The organism is Pseudomonadota bacterium, assembly GCA_027624955.1.
Lineage (GTDB): Bacteria > Pseudomonadota > Alphaproteobacteria > UBA828 > UBA828 > PTKB01.
Map to the genome: position 1 here is coordinate 65783 of JAQBTG010000013.1, position 19917 is coordinate 85699.

General features: G+C 64.0%; 15 protein-coding genes and 1 pseudogene. 9 read left to right on the forward strand and 7 right to left on the reverse strand.

All coding sequences use genetic code 11. The features are described from left to right. The first annotated feature begins 44 nt into the window (after positions 1 to 44). Genes O3A94_07070 through larB form a run of 3 tightly spaced genes read left to right on the forward strand, consistent with a single transcriptional unit; the run spans position 45 to position 2686 of the window. The gene (locus tag O3A94_07070) at positions 45 to 1226 is read left to right on the forward strand and encodes a LarC family nickel insertion protein (GenBank protein MDA1356014.1); all 1182 of its coding nucleotides are present in this window, start codon (positions 45 to 47) and stop codon (positions 1224 to 1226) included. After that, positions 1219 to 2040 carry an adenine nucleotide alpha hydrolase gene (locus O3A94_07075; protein MDA1356015.1) on the forward strand — a complete coding sequence of 274 codons (822 nt, stop codon included), beginning with the start codon at positions 1219 to 1221 and terminating at the stop codon, positions 2038 to 2040. Before O3A94_07070 ends, O3A94_07075 begins: the two co-directional genes overlap by 8 nt. Then, positions 2033 to 2686, forward strand: a complete 654-nt coding sequence (larB, locus tag O3A94_07080) for a nickel pincer cofactor biosynthesis protein LarB (protein ID MDA1356016.1) — start codon at positions 2033 to 2035, stop codon at positions 2684 to 2686. The genes O3A94_07075 and larB overlap by 8 nt, the downstream gene beginning before the upstream one ends. A 4-nt stretch (positions 2687 to 2690) precedes the next feature. Here larB and O3A94_07085 read toward each other — a convergent pair whose 3' ends face one another. Then, positions 2691 to 4421, reverse strand: a complete 1731-nt coding sequence (locus O3A94_07085) for a dihydroxy-acid dehydratase (protein ID MDA1356017.1) — start codon at positions 4419 to 4421, stop codon at positions 2691 to 2693. A gap of 104 nt (positions 4422 to 4525) precedes the next feature. On the opposite strand from O3A94_07085, the gene O3A94_07090 reads away from it, so the two are divergent. Next, a complete protein-coding gene (locus O3A94_07090; GenBank protein ID MDA1356018.1) occupies positions 4526 to 5401 on the forward strand; it encodes an SMP-30/gluconolactonase/LRE family protein in 876 nt (291 codons plus the stop codon). A gap of 12 nt (positions 5402 to 5413) precedes the next feature. Beyond that, positions 5414 to 7066 carry a thiamine pyrophosphate-binding protein gene (locus O3A94_07095; GenBank protein ID MDA1356019.1) on the forward strand — a complete coding sequence of 551 codons (1653 nt, stop codon included), beginning with the start codon at positions 5414 to 5416 and terminating at the stop codon, positions 7064 to 7066. A 12-nt stretch (positions 7067 to 7078) separates the two neighbouring features. Here O3A94_07095 and O3A94_07100 read toward each other — a convergent pair whose 3' ends face one another. The 5 genes from O3A94_07100 to O3A94_07120 all read right to left on the reverse strand — a co-directional run bounded on the left by O3A94_07100 (position 7079) and on the right by O3A94_07120 (position 13120). Further along, positions 7079 to 7693: a sarcosine oxidase subunit gamma gene (locus O3A94_07100; protein ID MDA1356020.1), complete on the reverse strand. Its 615-nt coding sequence runs from the start codon at positions 7691 to 7693 to the stop codon at positions 7079 to 7081. Continuing rightward, the gene (locus O3A94_07105) at positions 7686 to 10679 is read right to left on the reverse strand and encodes a sarcosine oxidase subunit alpha family protein (GenBank protein ID MDA1356021.1); all 2994 of its coding nucleotides are present in this window, start codon (positions 10677 to 10679) and stop codon (positions 7686 to 7688) included. Before O3A94_07105 ends, O3A94_07100 begins: the two co-directional genes overlap by 8 nt. Continuing rightward, positions 10676 to 10960 carry a sarcosine oxidase subunit delta gene (locus O3A94_07110; protein MDA1356022.1) on the reverse strand — a complete coding sequence of 95 codons (285 nt, stop codon included), beginning with the start codon at positions 10958 to 10960 and terminating at the stop codon, positions 10676 to 10678. The genes O3A94_07105 and O3A94_07110 overlap by 4 nt, the downstream gene beginning before the upstream one ends. Positions 10961 to 10963: 3 nt before the next feature. Next, positions 10964 to 12223: a sarcosine oxidase subunit beta family protein gene (locus tag O3A94_07115; GenBank protein ID MDA1356023.1), complete on the reverse strand. Its 1260-nt coding sequence runs from the start codon at positions 12221 to 12223 to the stop codon at positions 10964 to 10966. 201 nt (positions 12224 to 12424) lie between these two features. Beyond that, entirely contained in the window at positions 12425 to 13120 is a 696-nt protein-coding gene (locus O3A94_07120) for an isochorismatase family protein (GenBank protein MDA1356024.1), read from the reverse strand. Positions 13121 to 13229: 109 nt separating this feature from the next. On the opposite strand from O3A94_07120, the pseudogene O3A94_07125 reads away from it, so the two are divergent. Beyond that, positions 13230 to 13436: pseudogene (locus tag O3A94_07125) on the forward strand (LysR family transcriptional regulator). 35 nt (positions 13437 to 13471) lie between these two features. Next, positions 13472 to 14290 carry a catalase gene (locus tag O3A94_07130; GenBank protein MDA1356025.1) on the forward strand — a complete coding sequence of 273 codons (819 nt, stop codon included), beginning with the start codon at positions 13472 to 13474 and terminating at the stop codon, positions 14288 to 14290. A 50-nt stretch (positions 14291 to 14340) separates the two neighbouring features. Here the strand turns inward: O3A94_07130 and O3A94_07135 are convergent, their stop codons facing one another. Then, positions 14341 to 17820: an indolepyruvate ferredoxin oxidoreductase family protein gene (locus O3A94_07135; GenBank protein MDA1356026.1), complete on the reverse strand. Its 3480-nt coding sequence runs from the start codon at positions 17818 to 17820 to the stop codon at positions 14341 to 14343. A 203-nt stretch (positions 17821 to 18023) separates the two neighbouring features. Here O3A94_07135 and O3A94_07140 point away from each other — a divergent pair, with 203 nt between their 5' ends. Then, positions 18024 to 19004, forward strand: coding sequence for an NAD-dependent epimerase/dehydratase family protein (locus O3A94_07140; protein ID MDA1356027.1), 981 nt, complete (start codon positions 18024 to 18026; stop codon positions 19002 to 19004). Between the two features lie 166 nt (positions 19005 to 19170). Continuing rightward, positions 19171 to 19878: a DUF1013 domain-containing protein gene (locus tag O3A94_07145; GenBank protein ID MDA1356028.1), complete on the forward strand. Its 708-nt coding sequence runs from the start codon at positions 19171 to 19173 to the stop codon at positions 19876 to 19878. The last annotated feature ends 39 nt before the right edge of the window (positions 19879 to 19917 follow it).

Below are 19917 nucleotides of genomic sequence, written 5' to 3' on the forward strand. Positions count from 1 at the left end.
TTTGAGCGATTCTTAAATGACTGAAATTGATGACGGAATTCGCTATGTCCCGGCGCATTCATCTTGATGCTGTTGGTGGCGTCGCCGGCGATATGTTCGTCGCCGCTTTGCTCGACGCCCATCCCAGCGAAGCAGACGGCGCGCTGGCGGCTATCCGTGCCGCCGGCCTGCCACAATTGATCGATCTCCGCGTCCTGGCGCACCATGATCACACGCTTAACGGAACACGCTTTGACGTCGCACTGCCGGCCGAAGATGGCGGCGAGCAACACACGCATTTCCGCGCGCTTCGCACCCGCCTCAGCGCAGCCGAATTGCCGGACGGCACGCGCGATCGGGCGCAAGATATTTTCGCTCGCCTCGCTGTGGCCGAAGGCGCAGTGCATGGCGTCGACCCGGAAGATGTAGCGTTTCACGAGGTCGGCGCCTGGGATTCGATCGCCGATATCGTTGGCGCCGCGCATCTCATCAACCAACGCGGAGACGCGCGCTGGTCGGTTTCCTCTCTGCCGATGGGTGCGGGCCGCGTGAACAGCGCGCATGGCGAATTGCCGCTGCCGGCGCCCGCCGTGGTCGAGCTTCTAAAGGGCTTCACCCTGCATGACGATGGCCGCAAAGGTGAGCGCATCACGCCAACCGGCGCCGCCATTCTTGCCCATCTCGGCCCGGAACAGGGCGGCGTGCACCCACCGGAGCGCCTGGCCGGAAGCGGCATCGGCTTTGGCACCAAGGACTTTCCCGGCATCAGTAACGTCTTGCGCGTGCTAGAATTCGAAAGCACCGGCGGATCGATCGCCGAGGATCAAGTGGTGGTGTTGCGCTTCGAAATCGACGACCAAAGCCCAGAAGACCTGGCCGCTGGGCTGGACAATTTGCGCGCACTCGATGGCGTGCTCGATGTTGTGCACATGCCGGTGTTCGGCAAGAAGGGACGGATCGCGGCACAGATCCAACTGCTTGCCCGCCCCGATGCGCGCGAGGCGGTGACCGCCGCGTGTTTCAATGAGACAACAACGCTCGGCCTGCGCTGGGAAGTCAGCCGGCGTGCCGTGCTGGCGCGCGAACTTGTGCGTGGCGTGAAGCTAGTGACACGCCCCACCGGGGTGGCAACTGCGAAAATGGAAATCAATCAAGTGGCGGCGGGCGATGGCGGACATGCTGGGCGCATGGCGCGGAGGCGCGCCGCCGAAGACGCCGCACTGCAGCGGAAGGAACGAGATGACTGAGCCCCTTTTGCCCGAATTATCGGTGTTGCGCGAGGTGCTCAGCGATTTCACCCACGCAGCAATTGCCGTCAGCGGCGGCGTCGATAGCATGACGCTGGCTATTATTGCCGGACGCCTGGCGGGCCAGAACTTTGAGATGTTCCATGCGCTCTCGCCGGCCGTCCCAGGCGATGCCACGGCGCGGGTCCACCACTATGCCGCGCAGGAAGGGTGGCGCTTGCGTGAATTCAACGCCGGCGAATTCGACGACCCGAATTACCGCGCCAATCCGGTCAACCGCTGCTTCTATTGCAAAACCAATCTCTATGACGGCATCGCCGCCGTGACCGAGCATAGCGTGCTGTCGGGCACCAATCTCGACGATCTTGGCGATTACCGCCCCGGGCTGGAAGCCGCGCTGCGCCGGGGTGTGCGCCATCCCTTTGTCGAGGCGGGCATCGACAAAGCCACGGTGCGCGCCATCGCGCGCCATTTAGAACTCGACGATCTGGCCGAACTGCCGGCGGCGCCGTGCCTTTCCAGCCGGATCGAAACCGGATTGCGCATCGAGAGCGATTTACTAACTTTAATTGACGCGGTGGAGAAATTCGTCTCCCGCCGTCTCGGCGCGCACACGGTGCGTTGTCGCATCCGCAAGAAGGAAGTGGTGATCGAGCTTGATGCGCCCGGCCTCGAGATCCTCAGCGAAACCGGCGCGGGCGATCTGCGTACCGTCATCACCGCCATGCTCGAGGCGGAGGGAATCGATAAACCGCTGGACTTCCAAGCCTACCGCATGGGCTCAGCCTTTCTTCGGCCAATGGCGAATGGTTGAGCGCGACATCAAACTGGACGTTGAGAGGCGCGAACGCCTCGGCTTTGACGAAGCCATCCTTTGTGCCGGCAAATCAGACGAACATTTGACCGCCATTCTCGAGCAGGCCGGCGATGACAGCCTGTTGCTGACGCGTCTCGATGCGGCGGCGCTGAAATCCCTACCGCCGGCGTTGGCTGCGCGGATCGATTATGAGCCGCTGTCGCGCACGGGCATTTTCGGCAGCGTGGCGGCGCCTACCGGCAAATTGGAGACGGCCATTGTCACCGCCGGCACTTCCGATGTGCGGGTCAGCCGCGAGGCAGCGCGCACCCTCGCCTATTACGGCACGCCTTGTCTCGAAATCAACGATGTCGGTGTCGCCGGGTTGTGGCGCCTGATGGAGCGTATCGACGAAATCAAACGCCACCGCATCGTGATCGCCGTCGCCGGGCTCGATGCCGCGCTGCCGAGCGTCATCGGTGGATTGGTGCCGGGCCTGGTGATCGCGGTGCCGACCTCAACCGGCTACGGCGTGGCGCGCGGCGGCGAGACCGCCTTGTTCTCGTCCCTGGTGAGCTGTGCTCCTGGCGTGGTGGTGGTCAATATCGACAATGGCTACGGCGCCGCATGCGCCGCGCTGCGGGCGCTCTGCGGCGGCGGTTAACCCGCTACAGCGGCGTCCGCGCGCCGCTTGGTTTGCCGGCCAAAATATCCATATCGCAACCTTTGTCAGCCTGCTGAACATGGGCGAGATGCAGGGCGAGCCAGCCACGCTCGGCGCCGGGATGGGGCGCGGGCGGAGTCCAGGCGGCGCGGCGTGTTGCCAATTCTTCGTCCGACACCAAGACATCCAGACTGCGGGCGGCGACATCCAAACGGATGCGGTCGCCGTTTTGTACTAGCGCCAGCGGGCCGCCGATCGCCGCTTCGGGGCAAAGGTGGAGGACGATAGCGCCAAACGCGGTGCCACTCATGCGAGCGTCGGAAATGCGCAGCATGTCCTTGACCCCGGCCGCGGCGAGTTTTTTCGGGATCGGGATGTATCCGGCTTCGGGCATGCCGGGGGCGCCGATTGGCCCGGCATTGCGTAGCACCAGCACATCCTCCGGCGTCACGTCGAGCGCTGGATCGTCGATACGCGCGGCCATATCGTCGAGCGAATCGAACACCACGGCGCGGCCTTCATGGCTGAGCAGCGCCTGCGTCGCCGCCGAATGTTTGATGATCGCCCCGCCCGGCGCTAGATTGCCGCCAAGAACGGCGATGCCGCCCTCGGCATGAAGCGGATTATCGCGCGGGCGCACGACCTCCTGCGGCCAGGGTGGTGCGGCGGCATCGAGCTCTTCGCCGAGGCTGCGGCCAGTCACGGTCATGCAGTCGAGATCAAGAAGCGGCGCCAATTCGCGCAACAGCGGCGCGAGACCACCAGCCTTCTGCAAATCCTCCATGTAATGCGCGCCGGATGGTTTGAGATCGACCAAAACCGGCGTCTCACGGCCCATACGATCGAGCGCAGCATAGTCAATTTCAATGCCGAGCCGGCCGGCGAGCGCCGCAAGGTGGATAACGCCATTGGTCGAGCCGCCGATTGCGAGGAGAACCCGGAAGGCGTTGCTGAGCGACGCGGGGGTGATAATCTCGCTGGGCCGCGGGCCGCCGTTTTCGATCATCCGGACGGCCGCGGCGCCGCTTTCGCTGGCATTGCGCAAACGATCGGAATGGACCGCCGGAATCGCCGCGCCGCCCGGCAGCATCATGCCGAGTGCCTCGGTAACGCAGGCCATGGTGCTGGCTGTGCCCATCACCATGCAGGTGCCCGACGTCGGCATCAGCCGCCCGGAAATTTCTTCGATCTCCGCTGCATCGACTCGCCCGCCGCGATGCTCGCCCCAGAGACGCCGGCAATCGGTGCAAGCGCCGAGCCGCTCTCCCCGGTGGCTGCCGGTCATCATCGGGCCGGTGACGAGCATAATCGCCGGTACATCGGCGCTAGCCGCCGCCATCAGTTGCGCCGGAACAGTCTTGTCACAGCCGCCGATCAGGACCACGGCATCGACCGGATGCGCGCGGATCATTTCCTCAGTGTCAATCGCCATCAGATTGCGGAACAGCATGCTGGTTGGGTTGAGGAACGGCTCCCCCAGCGAAATGGTTGGGAAATCGAGCGGCAGGCCGCCGGCGGCGGTGACACCGCGCTTCACGGCCTCAACAAGCTGCGGCACCGTGCCGTGGCAACTGACCATGCCGCTCGCGGTGTTGGCGATGCCGACCACTGGGCGCTCCAGCTCGTCGTCGCTATAGCCCATCGATTTGGCGAAGGATTTGCGCAAAAAATAGGAAAAGCCGGCATCGCCATAGCTGGTCAGCGAGCCGCGCAGGCCGTCAGATTTCTTTTTCATTAATCCCCCGTATGGGACAGCCGCGCGCGTTGACGCGGCCCGTGTTTGCCCCGATTATCTCGCCCCGTCACGTGGCGGGAGAAACACTAGTCCGAGGGACGACAATGGTCGAGATCGAATGCGTGGTGGACTGTAAGAATGTACTTGGCGAGGGCCCGGTCTGGTGCCCAGAAGAGAAAGTGCTCTATTGGGTCGACATCAAAGGAAAATCGATCAATCGCTTCACGCCGGCTTCTGGCGGCGTCGAAACCTGGCCGGTGGATGAGGAGCCTGGATCGCTTGCCTTGCGTCGGAATGGCGGGCTGATGGTGGCGTTTTATGGCGGCTTCCGCGCCTACGATTTGGACCGCGGTACCAGCGAGACCATTCATGAAATCGAGGCCGAAACACCGCAAACCCGCCTGAATGACGGCCGCTGCGACCGCCAGGGCCGCTTTTGGGCAGGCACGATGGACGATCTCATGGTCGAGCCGCTCGGCGGCCTTTATCGTCTTGACGCCGACCTCAGTGTGCATAAGGCGGAGAGCAATATCATTTGCTCTAATTCCCTCGCCTTCAGTCCCGACGGTGCCATTCTTTATTATGCCGATCTCGGCATCGACACCATCTGGGCCTATGATTTGGATACCGTAAGCGGTGCGATTACCAACCGTCGCGTCTTTGCCTCGACCAAGGATATGCAAGGCAAACCAGACGGCTCTGCTGTCGATTCGGAGGGCTATCTGTGGAACGCCATGTGGGACGGCTGGTGCCTGGCGCGCTGGGCACCCGACGGCACGCTGGATCGCACCATCGAGTTACCAGTGCAGCGCCCGACCTGCCCAATGTTCGGCGGCGACGATCTGGACATCATCTACCTCACCTGCGCCAGCATCTTTTTGAGTGATGACGACTTGGCCAAACAGCCACAAGCGGGCGGCGTTTTCGCGATCACCGGGACCGGCGCCACCGGCCTGGCCGAGCCGCGCTTCGCTGGCTGAGAATTCACAGCGATGAACGGCGGCGAAGCGCTGGTTGCAACGCTATTGGAACATGGCGTCGATACCGGATTTTGCGTTCCCGGTGAGAGCTATCTCACCGTGCTGGAAGCCTTGCGCCAGGCGCAGTCGCGCATCCGCCTCGTACTCAACCGCCATGAATCAGGCGCTACTTTCGCCGCCGAGGCCTACGCCAAGGCAACGGCAAAACCTGGCATCGCTTTCGTCACCCGCGGCCCCGGCGCCACCAATGCTTCGATCGGCCTGCATACCGCCAAACAAGATTCGACGCCGCTGGTACTCTTTATCGGCCATGTGCCGACGGGAGAGATGGGGCGCGAGGCGTTCCAAGAAATCGACTATCCGACCGCCTTCGGGCCGATGACCAAAGGCGTAATCGAAGTCATGCGGCCTGAGGATGTCGCGGCAGCAACGGCGGAAGCGCTCCGGCTTGCAGTCGCCGGGCGGCCGGGGCCGGTCGCCGTGGTACTGCCAGAAGACGTCACGGAAGGCGAGGCGAACGGGGTACAAATTCCCACCGCCAAGCCGCGCGCGGCGCTCGCCCCCAAGCCGCAGGCGCTCGACGAAGCAGCGCGCATGATCAACGCGGCCCAGCACCCCGTGATCATCGGCGGCGAACAGATCAATTTTGAAGGCGCGCATGGTGCCGTGGCGCGCTTTGCCGAGGCCGCGGGAGCCGGTGTGGTCAGCGCGTTTCGCCGGCAGGATATCCTGACGCATGAACATGCCGCCAACCTCGGGCATTTTGGCCTTCGACTCGCGCCCTATCAGGAAAAATTCTGGGCCGATGTTGATCTCGTCATAATTGCCGGCGCGCGGCCCGACGGCGCGACCTTGCAAGGATTCTCGCTGCTCCGCGCTGACCAGCAAGTGATACATATTTATCCCGAAAGCGCGGCTTTCGCCCAGACCTCGCCGCATGTCGGGCTTGAGGCCGATCTTACGCCCAGCCTGCAGGCGCTCACCGAACGCCTGCTAAGCGCGCCGTCAAACAGCCGTCTGTCATGGCGTGAAGCGCGCCACCGGGAACACATCGCCCACGCCACGCCGGGTCTCGACGCAACCGCGCAATGTTTGGGCGCCGTCGACATGGTCGAAATCGTCGCGCATTTGCGCCGCCAACTGCCGGACGATGCCTGTCTGGTGAATGATTCCGGCGCCTTTGCCGGCTGGCTGCACCGCTATTTCGAGTTCCGTGCACCGCGCAGTCAATTCGCCGCCTGCCTCGGCGCCATGGGATATGGAGTTCCGGGCGCCATCGGCACGCAACTGGCGCGGCCCAATTCACAGGTTGTCGCGCTGGTCGGAGATGGTGGCTTTCTCATGACGGGACAGGAGATCGTCACCGGCGTTCAGCAAAATCTACCGTTTACGGTGCTGCTGTTCGACAATGGCATGTATGGCTCGATCGCCACGCATCAGTACCGCCGGGGCGGGCGCGAGGCGCTCTATGGCACGGTGATGAATAGTCCGGATTTCGCCGCCCTGGCCAGGGCCTATGGCGCCGCCGCCTGGTGCGTCGAACGGACAGAGGATTTTCCCGATGCTCTGGACGCGGCGCTGGCCGAAAACAGCCGGCCTTCGCTGCTCCACATCAAGACCGACATGCGCAATCTCAACGCCAGCGGGCCGCAGATGGCCGACTAGATCGCTGCCTTCTTAGCTATCGTTGCCGACCGCCAACCCAAATTCCGCCGCTGCATCCTCCAGCCACACCCAGAGATAAGCGGCGAAACTCCATGCAACGTGAATATCATAGGCCGGTGCATCACTGGTCTGATGCAGCAAGATCGCAGCGCGTGCGAGGCGGGTTTGCGCGCAATGCCCGGTTTGAAAGGCGCGGGGGTGGAGGTCCAGGCTACAGCCTTTCTCCATCACCTCGCGGGCGCGCGAACCTGACAGCGCCAAGACGATGCGCGCATCGCTGACGTCGCTGAGTGCCGCATGATGGCCCGTCGCTGCTTGCGACAGCGTCTCGAAGAGCGCCTTTTCCTGCCCGCCCGGGGCCGTCAGCAGCCATTCGTCGGGGCCCAACCAAAGCGCACCGCGGTCCCCTTCGCCATTTGTCCGATTCGGGTCACTCGGCAGTTCATAGCCGAGCGCGCGCGCGAGTGCCTGCATCAGCACCGCGTTGGCCGGGTCGGCGCGCAAGTTGATTTTGACGACGGCGCGCTTTTCAGCCAAATGGACCTTGGCGCCAGGCGCGGGTTGCGCCGCCCGGCTGCCGAGATGAAGCGTCGCCAAGGGGCTCTGACGGAGCGAGGGATCAGGCATTCAACCGCTCTCCCGCAGGATCATAAAATACTGGGCTGACAATTTCCGCTTTCACCACGCGCCCTTCCATGGTCAGGGGGATTGTGACCGTCTCGCCCATGCGCTCACGTCCGCCGACAATCAACGCCAGGGCGATCGGCCGGCCGAGCGTGGCGCTGTCGTAACATGAAGAGACATGGCCGATCATTTTCATCGGCGGCCGGCGGCGGTGTTCAGCGACAATCTGCGCCCCTTCGGGCACCCTCGCCTCGAGCAGCAGACCAACCAAATGTTTGCGGTCTAGACGGACGGAATCGGCACGCGCAAGCGAACGGCGCCCGATGAAATCTTTCTTTTTACTGACGATCCAATCCATACCGAGATCGCCCGGCGTTGTCGTTCCATCGGTGTCATGACCAACCGCGATATAACCTTTCTCGGCGCGCAACACATGCAGCGCCTCGGTGCCGATCGCGGTCAGGTCGTAATTTTCACCGACGCGCAGAAAAGCCTGCCACAGCGCTAGTCCGTACCGGTTGGCGACGCTGATCTCATAGCCAAGCTCGCCGGTGAAACTGACGCGGAAGATGCGTGCATCGATGCCGGCGACTCGGCCCTCGCGCACCGCCATATGAGGAAAAGCCTCTGGCGTAAGATCGATACCCTCAGCCAGCTCGCTCAGCAGCCGGCGGGCGTGCGGCCCGGAAAGCGAGAGCGTCGCCCATTGCTCGGTTACCGAGGTCAGATAAACCTGCAAATCTGGCCACTCACATTGCAGCCAATCTTCCATCCACGCCATCACCCGAGCGGCGCCGCCGGTGGTGGTGGTCATGAAATAATGCGCCTCACCCAACCGAGTGGTCACGCCGTCGTCGAGAACCATGCCGTCCTCGCCCAGCATCAACCCATAGCGGCAGCGCCCGACGGCGAGTTTGCTCCAAGCATTGGTGTAGATGCGGTTCAAAAATTCGGCGGCGTCGGGCCCGTGGATATCGATTTTGCCGAGAGTGGAGGCATCCAGGAGCGCCACGCCGTTCCGTGCCGCCACGCATTCGCGCTGCACTGCCGCTGCCATATCCTCGCCGGCGCGGGGGTAGTACCAGGGCCGTTTCCACTGGCCGACATCGTCGAATACGGCGCCCGAGCGCTCATGCCAGCCATGGATCGCGGTCATGCGCACCGGATCGGCGAGCACGCCGACATCGCGCCCGGCCATGACGCCATAGGGCACAGGCGTATAAGGTGGTCTAAACGTGGTGGTGCCAACTTCAGGGATCGTCGTGCCCTCAATATCGGCCAGGATGGCGAGGGCGTGCATGTTGCCCGTCCGCCCCTGGTCGGGACCCATGCCAGCGGTGGTGTAGCGTTTTAAATGTTCGATCGCGCGGTAGCCCTCGCGCGCCGCCAGCTCGATATCAGATACCGTGACGTCGTTGTGAAGATCGACAAAGCGCATTTCGCCCTTGGATACTGGCGGCAGGCGCCACACCGGGTTAAGTGGCTTGACCTCGGGCAGACTGACGGGCAAAGCCGCGGGCGCGCTCGGGTCGTCGAAACCGGCTTTCCGCGCGGCCTCGCGGCCCGCCTCGGCGCCGCCAGCGAGGCTTCCTGAAAGGGCAAAGACACCGTTTGCCGCGCCAGCAGATGAAACCGCCTGACGGGCTTCGCCGGGCACAAAGCAAGCCTGTTTCTCGTCGAAATCGAGCTTGCCGCCGGCCTGTGAGAACAGGTGCACGGTGGGGCTCCAGCCACCCGAGAGGCACAACAGATCGCAGCGCAGGCGGCGGATATCGCCGGAGAAACCATCGCCTTTTTCATTGAGCGCGAGCACTTCAATACCACGTAGACGCTTGTTGCCGAGCGCGCCGCCAACGGCGTGGTGCGCTAAAATTTCGATGCCGCGCTCGCGCACCGCCGCCACCGCCTCGCCAGTCGGATTGGCGCGCATATCGACTACCGCCTCGACCCGAATTCCCGCCTCAGCCAGATCGAGGGCGGCGCGATAGGCGCTGTCATTGTTGACGAACAATGCCGCCCGGTTACCCGGTTTGGCGCCATAGCGATTGACATAGGTCTGAGCCGCGCCGGCCAGCATGATTCCCGGCCGGTCGTTGTTGGCGAAGACCATCTGGCGCTCGATCGCGCCGGTAGCCAACACCACCTGGCGGGCGCGAATTTTCCACAGGCGTTGGCGCAGCGACCCGGCGGGCGCGCCCAAATGGTCATTTACCCGCTCGACCATCAGCAAATAATTATGGTCGTAATAACCGAACGCTGTGGTGCGGCTGAGCACTTGCACCTCCGCCATAGCATCCAATTCAGCGCGCGCGCCAAGCGCCCAATCGACGCCGGAGCGCGATTCGATACGCTCGCCATTGCCGAGAAGCGCGCCGCCCAACTCGGCCTGTTCATCGACCAAGATGACCCGCGCACCAGCGCGCCCGGCCGCCAGCGCGGCCGAAATTCCGGCCGGCCCGCCGCCAACCACAAGGACATCGCAATGCTGGTGGCGCTTGTCGTAAATGTTGTGATCGGGCTGTTCGGGCGTGGTGCCAAGGCCAGCCCCCTTGCGGATCACTTTTTCGTAGTGGTGCCAAAAGCTCTTCGGCCACATGAAGGTCTTGTAGTAGAAACCGGCCGGCAACATGCTGGAGACGCGGTCATTGAGCGACCAGATATCGAAATTGACGCTCGGCCAGCAATTGACGCTTGCAGCTTCAAGGCCGTCGAAAAGCTCGACCTGTGTCGCGCGCAAATTGGGCTCACTCGCCGCGCCTGTGCCCAATTGGACCAAGGCGTTGGGCTCTTCCATGCCGGCTGAATAAATGCCGCGCGGGCGGTGAAATTTGAAACTCCGGCCGACCAGACGGACACCATTGGCAACCAAGGCCGAAGCCAAGGTATCGCCGCTAAAGCCCTCATAGGATTTGCCGTTGAAGCGAAACGCCAAACGCTGGCCGCGGTCGATTCGGGCGCCGACATCGAGGCGCTGACGCTGGCGTTTCATGCGCCGCCACCGCCGCCGCGCGGCGCACCCATGGCGTAGACCCGAAGAATCGTGTGGGTCACGGTGTCACGCTCAACATTGAACCAGCGTCGGCAACCGACGGTGTGGCACCAGCGCTCGGCCAACGCGCCCTTGGGGTTGGTGCGCATAAACAGATAATCGGCCCATTCAGCGTCGGAGATCGCGTCGGGCTGCTTGGGCCGCGCGATATGCGCCTCGCCGCCGCAGGAGAATTCATTCTCGTCGCGCGGGCCGCAATGGGGACAGGCTATTTGCAACATGGCCTAATGCGCCACGCCGGCGGCGCCGTGCTCGTCGATCAGCGCACCGCTGGTGAAGCGATCGAGCGCGAACGGTGCCGCGATTTCATGCGGCTCGCCTTTTGCGATGGTGTGGGCGAAGACAAAACCCGAGCCCGGGATCGCCTTGAAGCCGCCAGTGCCCCAGCCGCAATTGAAATAGAGCCCCGACACCGGTGTCTTGCCGATGATCGGGCTCGCATCCGGGCAGACATCGACGATGCCCCCCCATTGCCGCATCATCTTGATGCGGCTGAATACCGGGAACAGTTCGACGGCGGCGGCCAGCATGTCTTCGAGAACCATCGGGCTGCCGCGCTGCGCATAAGAATTATAGCCGTCGATGCCCGCGCCCATCACCAGCTCACCGCGATCGGACTGGCTAAGATAGACATGCACGGCGGACGACATCAGGACCGTGTTAAAAATCGGCTTGAGTGGTTCCGACACCAAAGCCTGAAGTGGGTGGCTTTGGATCGGCATGCGAAATCCCGCCATTTCGGCGAGCACGCTTGAATGACCGGCGACGGCGACCGCCACCTTGGGCGCGGCGATGAAGCCCCGGCTGGTCTCCACGCCCGCGACGCGCCCGGACTGAATGCGGAAGCCCGTCACTTCCGTGTGCTGCAGAATGTCTACGCCGCGTGCGTCGGCGCCGCGCGCCAGGCCCCAGGCTACCGCATCATGGCGGGCGACTCCGCCGCGCCGCTGGATCGCGGCGCCAATGACGGGATAGCGTGAATTGGGCGAGAGGTTGAGAATCGGCACCAGGTCGCGCAGCTCGGCCAGAGTCAGCATTTCGGAATCGATGCCGTTCAGGCGGATGGCGTTAACCCGGCGCTGGATCTCGCGCATGTCATGCTGGTTATGCGCGAGGCTGATCAACCCACGCTGGCTCAGCATGATGTTGAAATTGAGGTCCTGGCTGAGGCCCTCGTAAAGCTTTAGCGACAATTCATAGATCGCCGCGCTTTCATCCCATAAATAATTGGAGCGGACGATGGTGGTGTTGCGCCCGGTGTTGCCGAGACCGATGGGGCCCTTCTCGACCACCGCCACATTGGTGAGGCCATGTTCCTTGGCGAGGTAATAGGCGGTGGCCAGGCCATGGCCGCCGCCGCCGACGACGATGGCGTCATAAGACGGCTTGGGTTCGGGGCTGCGCCATGCCTCCGCCCAATTCTCATGATACTTGCGCGCATTTCGCGCCAAGCTGAATATCGAATAGCGCTTGTTGTTTTTCATCGCCTCGCCATGGCAACCGTGCGAGCTCGGCAGAATCGCCCGAGCGCGGCTATCATACCCAAATCACCGCTCGCGCCTAGCCCGCCACTTCCGGAAGGCAACCCGGCCTTCCGGCAAGCGCGACCGCGCGCCCGAGCTTATGCGCGGTGGGCCCCAAGAAGTCATGTGACGCGGATGCGCCCGCCCGGCGATGAGGGACTTCTAGCGATTGGCGAAGGGCTCTATGCCGCCGAGATATTCGAGCACTTTGTCGACCGGCTCGACATCGCCGAACTTGGCGTCGATATCGAACAGGTTCCATTCAACCACGCCAGGCACCCGGTCGCCGACGCCTTCGCGTACCACGATCGGGCGAAAGCCCTCAGCGATGGCGTCTTCGGTGGAATGACGCACGCAGCCGGCCATCGTCACCCCGGTAAGGATCACCGTATCGACGCGCTGGGCGCGCAAATAACCGGCGAGATAGGTGCCGTGAAAGGCGCTGGCGCGTTTCTTGACGATCACCATCTCACCATCTTGCGGCGCGATGCGGTCGTCGATCGACGCCTCTTCACTGCCTTCCAACAGGGTTTCCACCGGAATTTTACGATGCCAGAGGCCGGTGTCGGAATGCGGGCCCTTGGGGTCTTGATAGGCGGTGGTGGTGTAAACGATGGGGATGCGCTTGGCCCGCGCAGCCTTCAACAGCGCCTGATTGGTCGGGATAATCACGTCCATATCGTCGCAGGTGAAGGCGTAACCGGGGCGGGTCCAGGCATTCGCCAGATCGATGATCACCAGCGCCGGGCGCTCGCCATAGCCGATGCGGCGCTGAAACCCGCGCTCCTGGTAGATATCCGAATCGGCCGCGAAGATTACTTCAAGGGCCTTTTTCACTTCTGGGCTCGTGGCCGCCATTGCCGTCTCCAATTTTTGCTGCGCCGCTACAATTGGCGCCAAGCTAGCGTGGCTTTCATTGCCCGTCCAATATCAAATTGCTATGGTTTGATGCTCCTATGGCATCAATATGAATATCGAATTGCATCATCTGCGCTATTTTGTGGCGGTCGCCGAGGATCTGCATTTCCGCCGCGCCGCCGAACGCCTGCATATCGCACAGCCAGCTTTGAGCCGGGCGATCAAATGGCTGGAAGGCGAGCTTGGCGCGACCCTGCTGCGGCGCACCACGCGGAACGTCGCGTTAACCGAAGCGGGGCAAATTTTCCTCGATGAGATATGTGGGTGAGTGCCGCGGGTCGGCGATCCTGGGTGAAATACCATTTCAAGACCGACCAGGGGATCGAGTGCCTGACCCAGTCCGAGGCCGACCGCTTGGCCGGCGAGGACGGCGACTACCACACCCGCGATCTCTACGACGCGATCGCGCGCGGCGAGCATCCGAGCTGGACTCTCCACATGCAGATCATGCCCTTCGAAGAGGCCGAGACATATCGTTTCAACCCGTTCGACCTGACCAAGGTATGGCCGCACGGCGACTACCCCCTGATCAAAGTCGGGCGCATGACCCTCGACCGCAATCCCACCGACTATCACACCGAGATCGAGCAGGCGGCCTTCGAGCCCAACAACCTCGTGCCCGGCATCGGCTCGAGCCCGGACAAGATGCTGCTGGGCCGGCTGTTCGCCTATTCCGACGCCCATCGCGCCCGCATGGGGGTGAACTACAGGCAGATCCCGGTCAATCGGCCGAAATCGCCGGTGCACAGCTACAGCAAGGACGGCGCCATGCGCGTCCAGAATATCTCGGATCCGGTCTACGCACCGAACTCCAAGGGCGGTCCCGCGGCCGACGGCGAGCGCTATCCGCAGACGGAGACCTGGGAGGCCAGCGGGCGCTTGATCCGTGCCGCCTACACACTGCGCAAGGACGATGACGACTACGGCCAGGCCGGCACCCTGGTACGCGATGTCATGGACGACGCGCAGCGCGACCGTCTGGTCTCCAATGTCGTCGGACATCTCAAGAACGGCGTTTCCAACCCCGTTCTGGAACGGGCCTTCGACTATTGGCGCAAGATCGACCCTTCGATCGGCGACCGCATCGCCAAGGGGGTCAAGGACGCCTGATCGCTATCGCGGGCGCGACGCTACGCGCCCGCGACGACGGTCCTCTCCGCTTATTCCGCCGCCTGTTCCGGAACCGCCGGGCTGCGCCAGGCCTTGAGGAGTTCCCCCCGCCGCGCTTCGGCGGCGGCCAGATGGCGCTCCTTCACATGGCCATAGCCGCGGATATGCTCGGGCAGGCCGGCGATCTCGACGGCCAGGGCGTGGTTGTCGTGGTTCAGCCCGGTCAGGATATCGCCCATCGTCTCCTCGTATTCCTCGATCAGCGCGCGTTCGCGCCGACGCTCGGCCGACTTGCCGAAGGGATCAAGGGCGGAGCCGCGCAGGAAGCGTAGCTTCGCCAGGACGCGGAAGGCGGGCAGCATCCAGGGCCCGAAGGTCATCTTCTTGAGTTCGCCGGTGACCGGATCGCGCGGCGCCAGGATCGGCGGGGCCAAGTTGAATTCGAGCTTGAAGTCGCCGTCGAAACGGTCGCGCAGCCCGGCCAGGAAGGCCGGGTCGGCATAAAGCCGAGCGACCTCGTATTCGTCCTTATAGGCCAGCAGCTTGTAGTGATAGCGCGCTGCGGCCTCGGCCAGGCCGGTCATGCCGTTGGCCTTTTCCTGCTCGACCGCGCGGACCCGCTCGACGAAATCGCGGTAGCGCCGGGCATAGGCCGTGTTCTGGTAGGCGGTGAGGTCGGTCGCCCGCCGGTCGATCAACTCGTCCAGGGTCTCCGACAGGCGCCGGATCGCGGGCACACCCGTGGCGGGCTTGGCGGCCTGCTCGACGCTGGGCAGGTCATGGGCCGCCTGACGGCCCCAGAGGAAGGCCCGGGTGTTCATCGGCACGGCGACGCCGTTCAGCTCGATGGCCCGCAGGATCGCCTCGCTGGAGACCGGGATCAGGCCGCGCTGATAGGCATAGCCCAGCATGAACAGGTTGGACGCGATGGAATCGCCCAGCAGATTGGTAGCCAGGGTCGTCGAATCGAGGAATTCGGCATTGCCCGTGCCCGTGGCCTCGGAGATCAGCTTGGTCAGCGCCTTGCCCGGGAAACGGATATCCGGGTTTCGGGTGAAGCCCGCCGTCGGCGTCTCATGGCTGTCGACCACCGCCATGGTGCGGCCCTCTCGGACCGTGGCCAGGGCTTCCTTGCCGGCGGCCACGACCAGATCGCAGCCGAGCACCAGATTGGCTTCGCCCGCGGCGATCCGCACGGCGTGCAGCGCCTCCGGATCGGCGGCGATGCGGACATGGCTGAGTACCGCGCCGCCCTTCTGGGCGAGGCCGGTAATGTCGAGGATGGAGACGCCTTTGCCTTCCAGATGAGCCGCCATGCCGAGCAGGGCGCCGATCGTGACGACGCCAGTGCCGCCGATCCCGGTGACCAGGATGCCGTAAGGGGATTCAACGCCGGGCCGGGTGGGTTCGGGCAGTTGCGCGCTCAATTCCTCGATATCGGTGGCGCTCGACTTGCGCTTGCGCATGCCGCCGCCCAACACGCTGACGAAGCTGGGGCAGAAGCCGTTGAGGCAGGAAAAGTCCTTGTTGCAGGACGACTGGTCGATGGCGCGCTTGCGCCCGAACTCGGTCTCGACCGGGATCACCGAGAGGCAGTTGGATTTCTCGCTGCAATCGCCGCAGCCCTCGCAGACCCGCTCGTTGATATAGACGCGCTTGGCCGGATCCGGGAACTTGCCGCGCTTGCGCCGCCGGCGCTTCTCCGCCGCGCAGGTCTGGTCATAGACCAGGACCGAAACCCCGGGCCATTCGCGGATATCGCGCTGGACCTGGTCGAGATCGTCGCGGTGATGGATCGTGACTCCCGGCGCGAAGCTGGTGCCGACCGGATATTTTTCCGGCTCGTCGGTCACCACGACGATGCGGCGCACGCCCTCGGCATGCATCTGACGGGTCACGATCGGCACGTCCAGCGGGCCGTCGGCGGGCTGGCCGCCGGTCATCGCGACAGCGTCGTTGTAGAGAATCTTGAAGGTGATGTTGACGTTCGCCGCGACGCAGGCGCGCACCGCCAGGATGCCCGAATGGAAATAGGTGCCGTCGCCGATATTGACGAACATGTGCTTGGTTTCGGTGAAGTGAGCCTGGCCGATCCAGGTCACGCCTTCGGCGCCCATATGGGTATAGGTGTCGGTCCTGCGGTCCATCCACTGGGCCATGAAATGGCAGCCGATGCCGGACAGGGCCTGGCTGCCCTCGGGGACCTTGGTCGAGGTGTTGTGCGGGCAGCCCGAGCAGAAATAGGGCGTCCGTTCGATCGGCGAGACCAGGGCGGTGATCGAACGCTGTTTGGCGTCGAGGAAAGCCAGCCTTTCCCGGATCCGCTCGCTGTCGTGATAGGACGAGATGCGTTCGGCGATGACCCGGCCGATCTGGGCCGGGGTCAGTTCGCGGCAGCGCGACAGCAGGGGCTTGCCCTCCTGGTCGGCCTTGCCGACGACCCGCGGGCGGCGCGAATCGGGCAGGTCGTAGAGCGCGGTCTTGATCTGCGGCTCGATGAAGGGGTGCTTCTCCTCGACGACCAGAATCTCTTCCAACCCGTCGGCGAAGGCGCGCAGGCCCTGGGGCTCGATCGGCCAGGTCATGGCCAGCTTGTAGATGCGCAAGCCGATGGCGGCCGCGCCGTCTTCGTCGATGCCCAGGTCGTCGAGGGCCTGGCGCACGTCGAGATAGGCCTTGCCGGCGCAGACGATGCCGAGCCGCGCCTTGGGCGAATCCATCACCACCCGGTCCAGCCCGTTGGCCCGCACGAAAGCCTGGGCCGCGGGAATGCGCTCGAGTTCGATGCGGTCGTCCAGGAGATACCAGGGGTCGGGCCAGCGGATGTTCAGGCCGCCCTGCGGCATCGTGTAATCGGTCGGCTCGACGATCTTCACGCGGTCCGGATCGACCTCGACCGAGCCCGAGGCTTCGACCGTGTCGGAGACCACCTTGAAGCTGACCCAAAGGCCGGAATAGCGCGACAGGGCCCAGCCGTAGAGGCCGAAATCGAGGAAATCCTGGACCCCGGCGGGGTAGAGGATCGGCACTTTGGAGGCCTGGAGGAAAAGCTCGCTCTGGCAGGACAGGGTGGAGGATTTGGGTGCGTGGTCGTCGCCGGCCAGCAGCAGCACGCCGCCATGTTTCGCCGCGCCGGCTGCATTGCCGTGGCTGAAGGCGTCGCCGGAGCGGGCAACACCGGGGGCCTTGCCGTACCAGATGGAAAAGACGCCGTCCTTCTTGGCGCCCGGGAAGACGTGAAGCTGCTGGCTGCCCAGAATCGCCGTTGCGGCGAGATCCTCGTTCACGCCGGGCCAAAAATGGATGTCCTGGGCCGAGAGGAAGCGTTTGGCCGACCAGAGCGCCATGTCCAGCCCGCCCAGGGGCGAGCCGCGGTAGCCGGAGATGAAGCCGCCGGTATCGAGCCCGGCATGGCGGTCGCGCTGGCGCTGCATCATCGGCAGGCGCGCCAGGGCCTGGCTTCCGGTCAGGAAGACCCGGCCGCGCTCGAGCGTGTATTTGTCATCCAGAGTGACGGCGGCAAGTGCCATCGCAGAACCTCGCGGGTAGGACCAGCGTCGCGAACCGGTCGGTCCGCGACGACGAAAACGTTTCACCTGCTATTTAGTATCGCCAAGGCCAATTCGGCAATGCGCGGCGGCATTCGGATAACGCGGATGCCTGTTCGGCGGGGGTGATTTCCGCTCGGCGCTGCGCTATACCCCCCGCGACGTTTTCTCCTTGGGTTGGATCAATGCCCGTTCTGGTCACCGGCGCGGCCGGGTTTATCGGCTTTCATGTCAGCCGGGCTTTGCTCGACCGTGGCGAATCGGTCGTCGGCGTCGACAATCTGAACGACTATTACGATCCGACCCTAAAGGCCGCGCGCCTGGCGGAACTCGAAGGGCGCGAAGGATTCGCCTTCCGCAAGCTGGATATCGCCGACCAGGGCGCCTTGGCGGCAGCGGTCGAGGGTCGGGGCATCGACCGGGTGGTTCATCTCGCCGCCCAGGCGGGGGTGCGCTACTCGATTGAGAATCCGGCCGCCTATATCCGCTCCAATATCGACGGCCATTTCGCGATCCTGGAACTCTGCCGCGGGTTCGAGGGCCTGCGCCATCTGGTCTATGCCAGTTCCTCCTCGGTCTATGGCGGCAATACCAAACAGCCGTTCAGCGTCGAGGATCGCGTCGATTCGCCCATCTCGCTCTACGCCGCCACCAAAAAGGCGGACGAGCTGATGAGCCATTGCTACAGCCATCTCTACGAGATCCCGGCGACGGGCCTGCGCTTCTTCACGGTCTACGGCCCCTGGGGCCGGCCCGACATGGCGGCCTTCATCTTCACCCGCGCGATCATCAGGGGTGAGCCGATCCGGGTCTTCAACGACGGCGATATGCAGCGCGATTTCACTTTTATCGACGATATCGTGGCCGGCGTCCTGGCCTGCCTGGACAGCCCGCCCGTGAAGGATCCGGCGGGCGGCCCGGCCCACAAGGTCTACAACCTGGGCAACAACCGCGCCGAGCCGCTGATGCGCATGATCCGCCTGATAGAAGAGGCGACACAACGACGGGCCGAGATCCAATACGCGCCCATGCAGCCCGGCGACGTGCGCGCGACCTATGCCGATATCGATGCAAGCCGGCGGGATTTCGGCTTCGACCCGCATGTGCGGATCGACGAGGGGATCCCGCGCTTCGTCGATTGGTACAAGGATTTCCACGGGGTCTAGCCCCGCCCGCCGCGTCGATGCGCGAGGCTCTTTATCCCGGGCCGGTCAAGGCGTATATAGACCCTATCGTTTTCACGGATCGCTGCGATTAGGCGCACCGGCCGGCTGGTCCGGCGGATGGCGCTGCGCGAATTCCGAACCCTCAGATGTTCCCAAGGAGGACCCGATGGCGGAAGTCCTGATGCCCAAGGCCACGGCTGTTTGGCTGTGTGACAACACGACCCTGACCTTTCAGCAGATCGCCGAGTTCGTCGGCCTGCATGAGTTGGAGGTCCAGGCCATTGCCGATGGCGAAGTGGCGCCCGGAATGCAGGGACTCGATCCCCTCGTGGCGGGCCAACTCACCATCGAGGAGATCCGGCGCTGTGAAGCCGATGGCGCTGGCAAGCTCGATCTCGCCAAGTCGGATATCCCGCGGCCCGATTCGCGGCCTCGCGGCGCGCGCTATACCCCGGTCTCCAAGCGCCAGGACAAGCCCGACGCGATCGAGTGGATTCTGCGTAACTATCCCGAGGTCCAAGACGCCTCGATCGGCCGGTTGCTCGGCACGACCAAGCCGACGATCAACGCGATCCGCGACCGGACCCATTGGAACAGCGCGAACCTGCGCCCGCGCAGCCCGGTCGAACTCGGCTTCTGCTCGATTTCGGAACTCGAGGCCATCGTCGTGAAGGCCCGCCAGGCGGTAGCCCGGGCCGAGGAGCGTGCGCGCAAGAAGGCGGGCAAGAGCGCCCTGGAAGAAGTTGCCGTCGAGGCCCACCCGGATGCCGGTATGGAAGAAGCTGGCGACACGCCGGCCGAGGCCACGCCCGCGACGCCGAACCCGAACCCCTATCCCTTCCTGCCGGGCGGCGACACGGGATCCAGTTCCTAGCGGCTGACGGACTGCCCGGCGGGGAGTCCTCAAGACTCC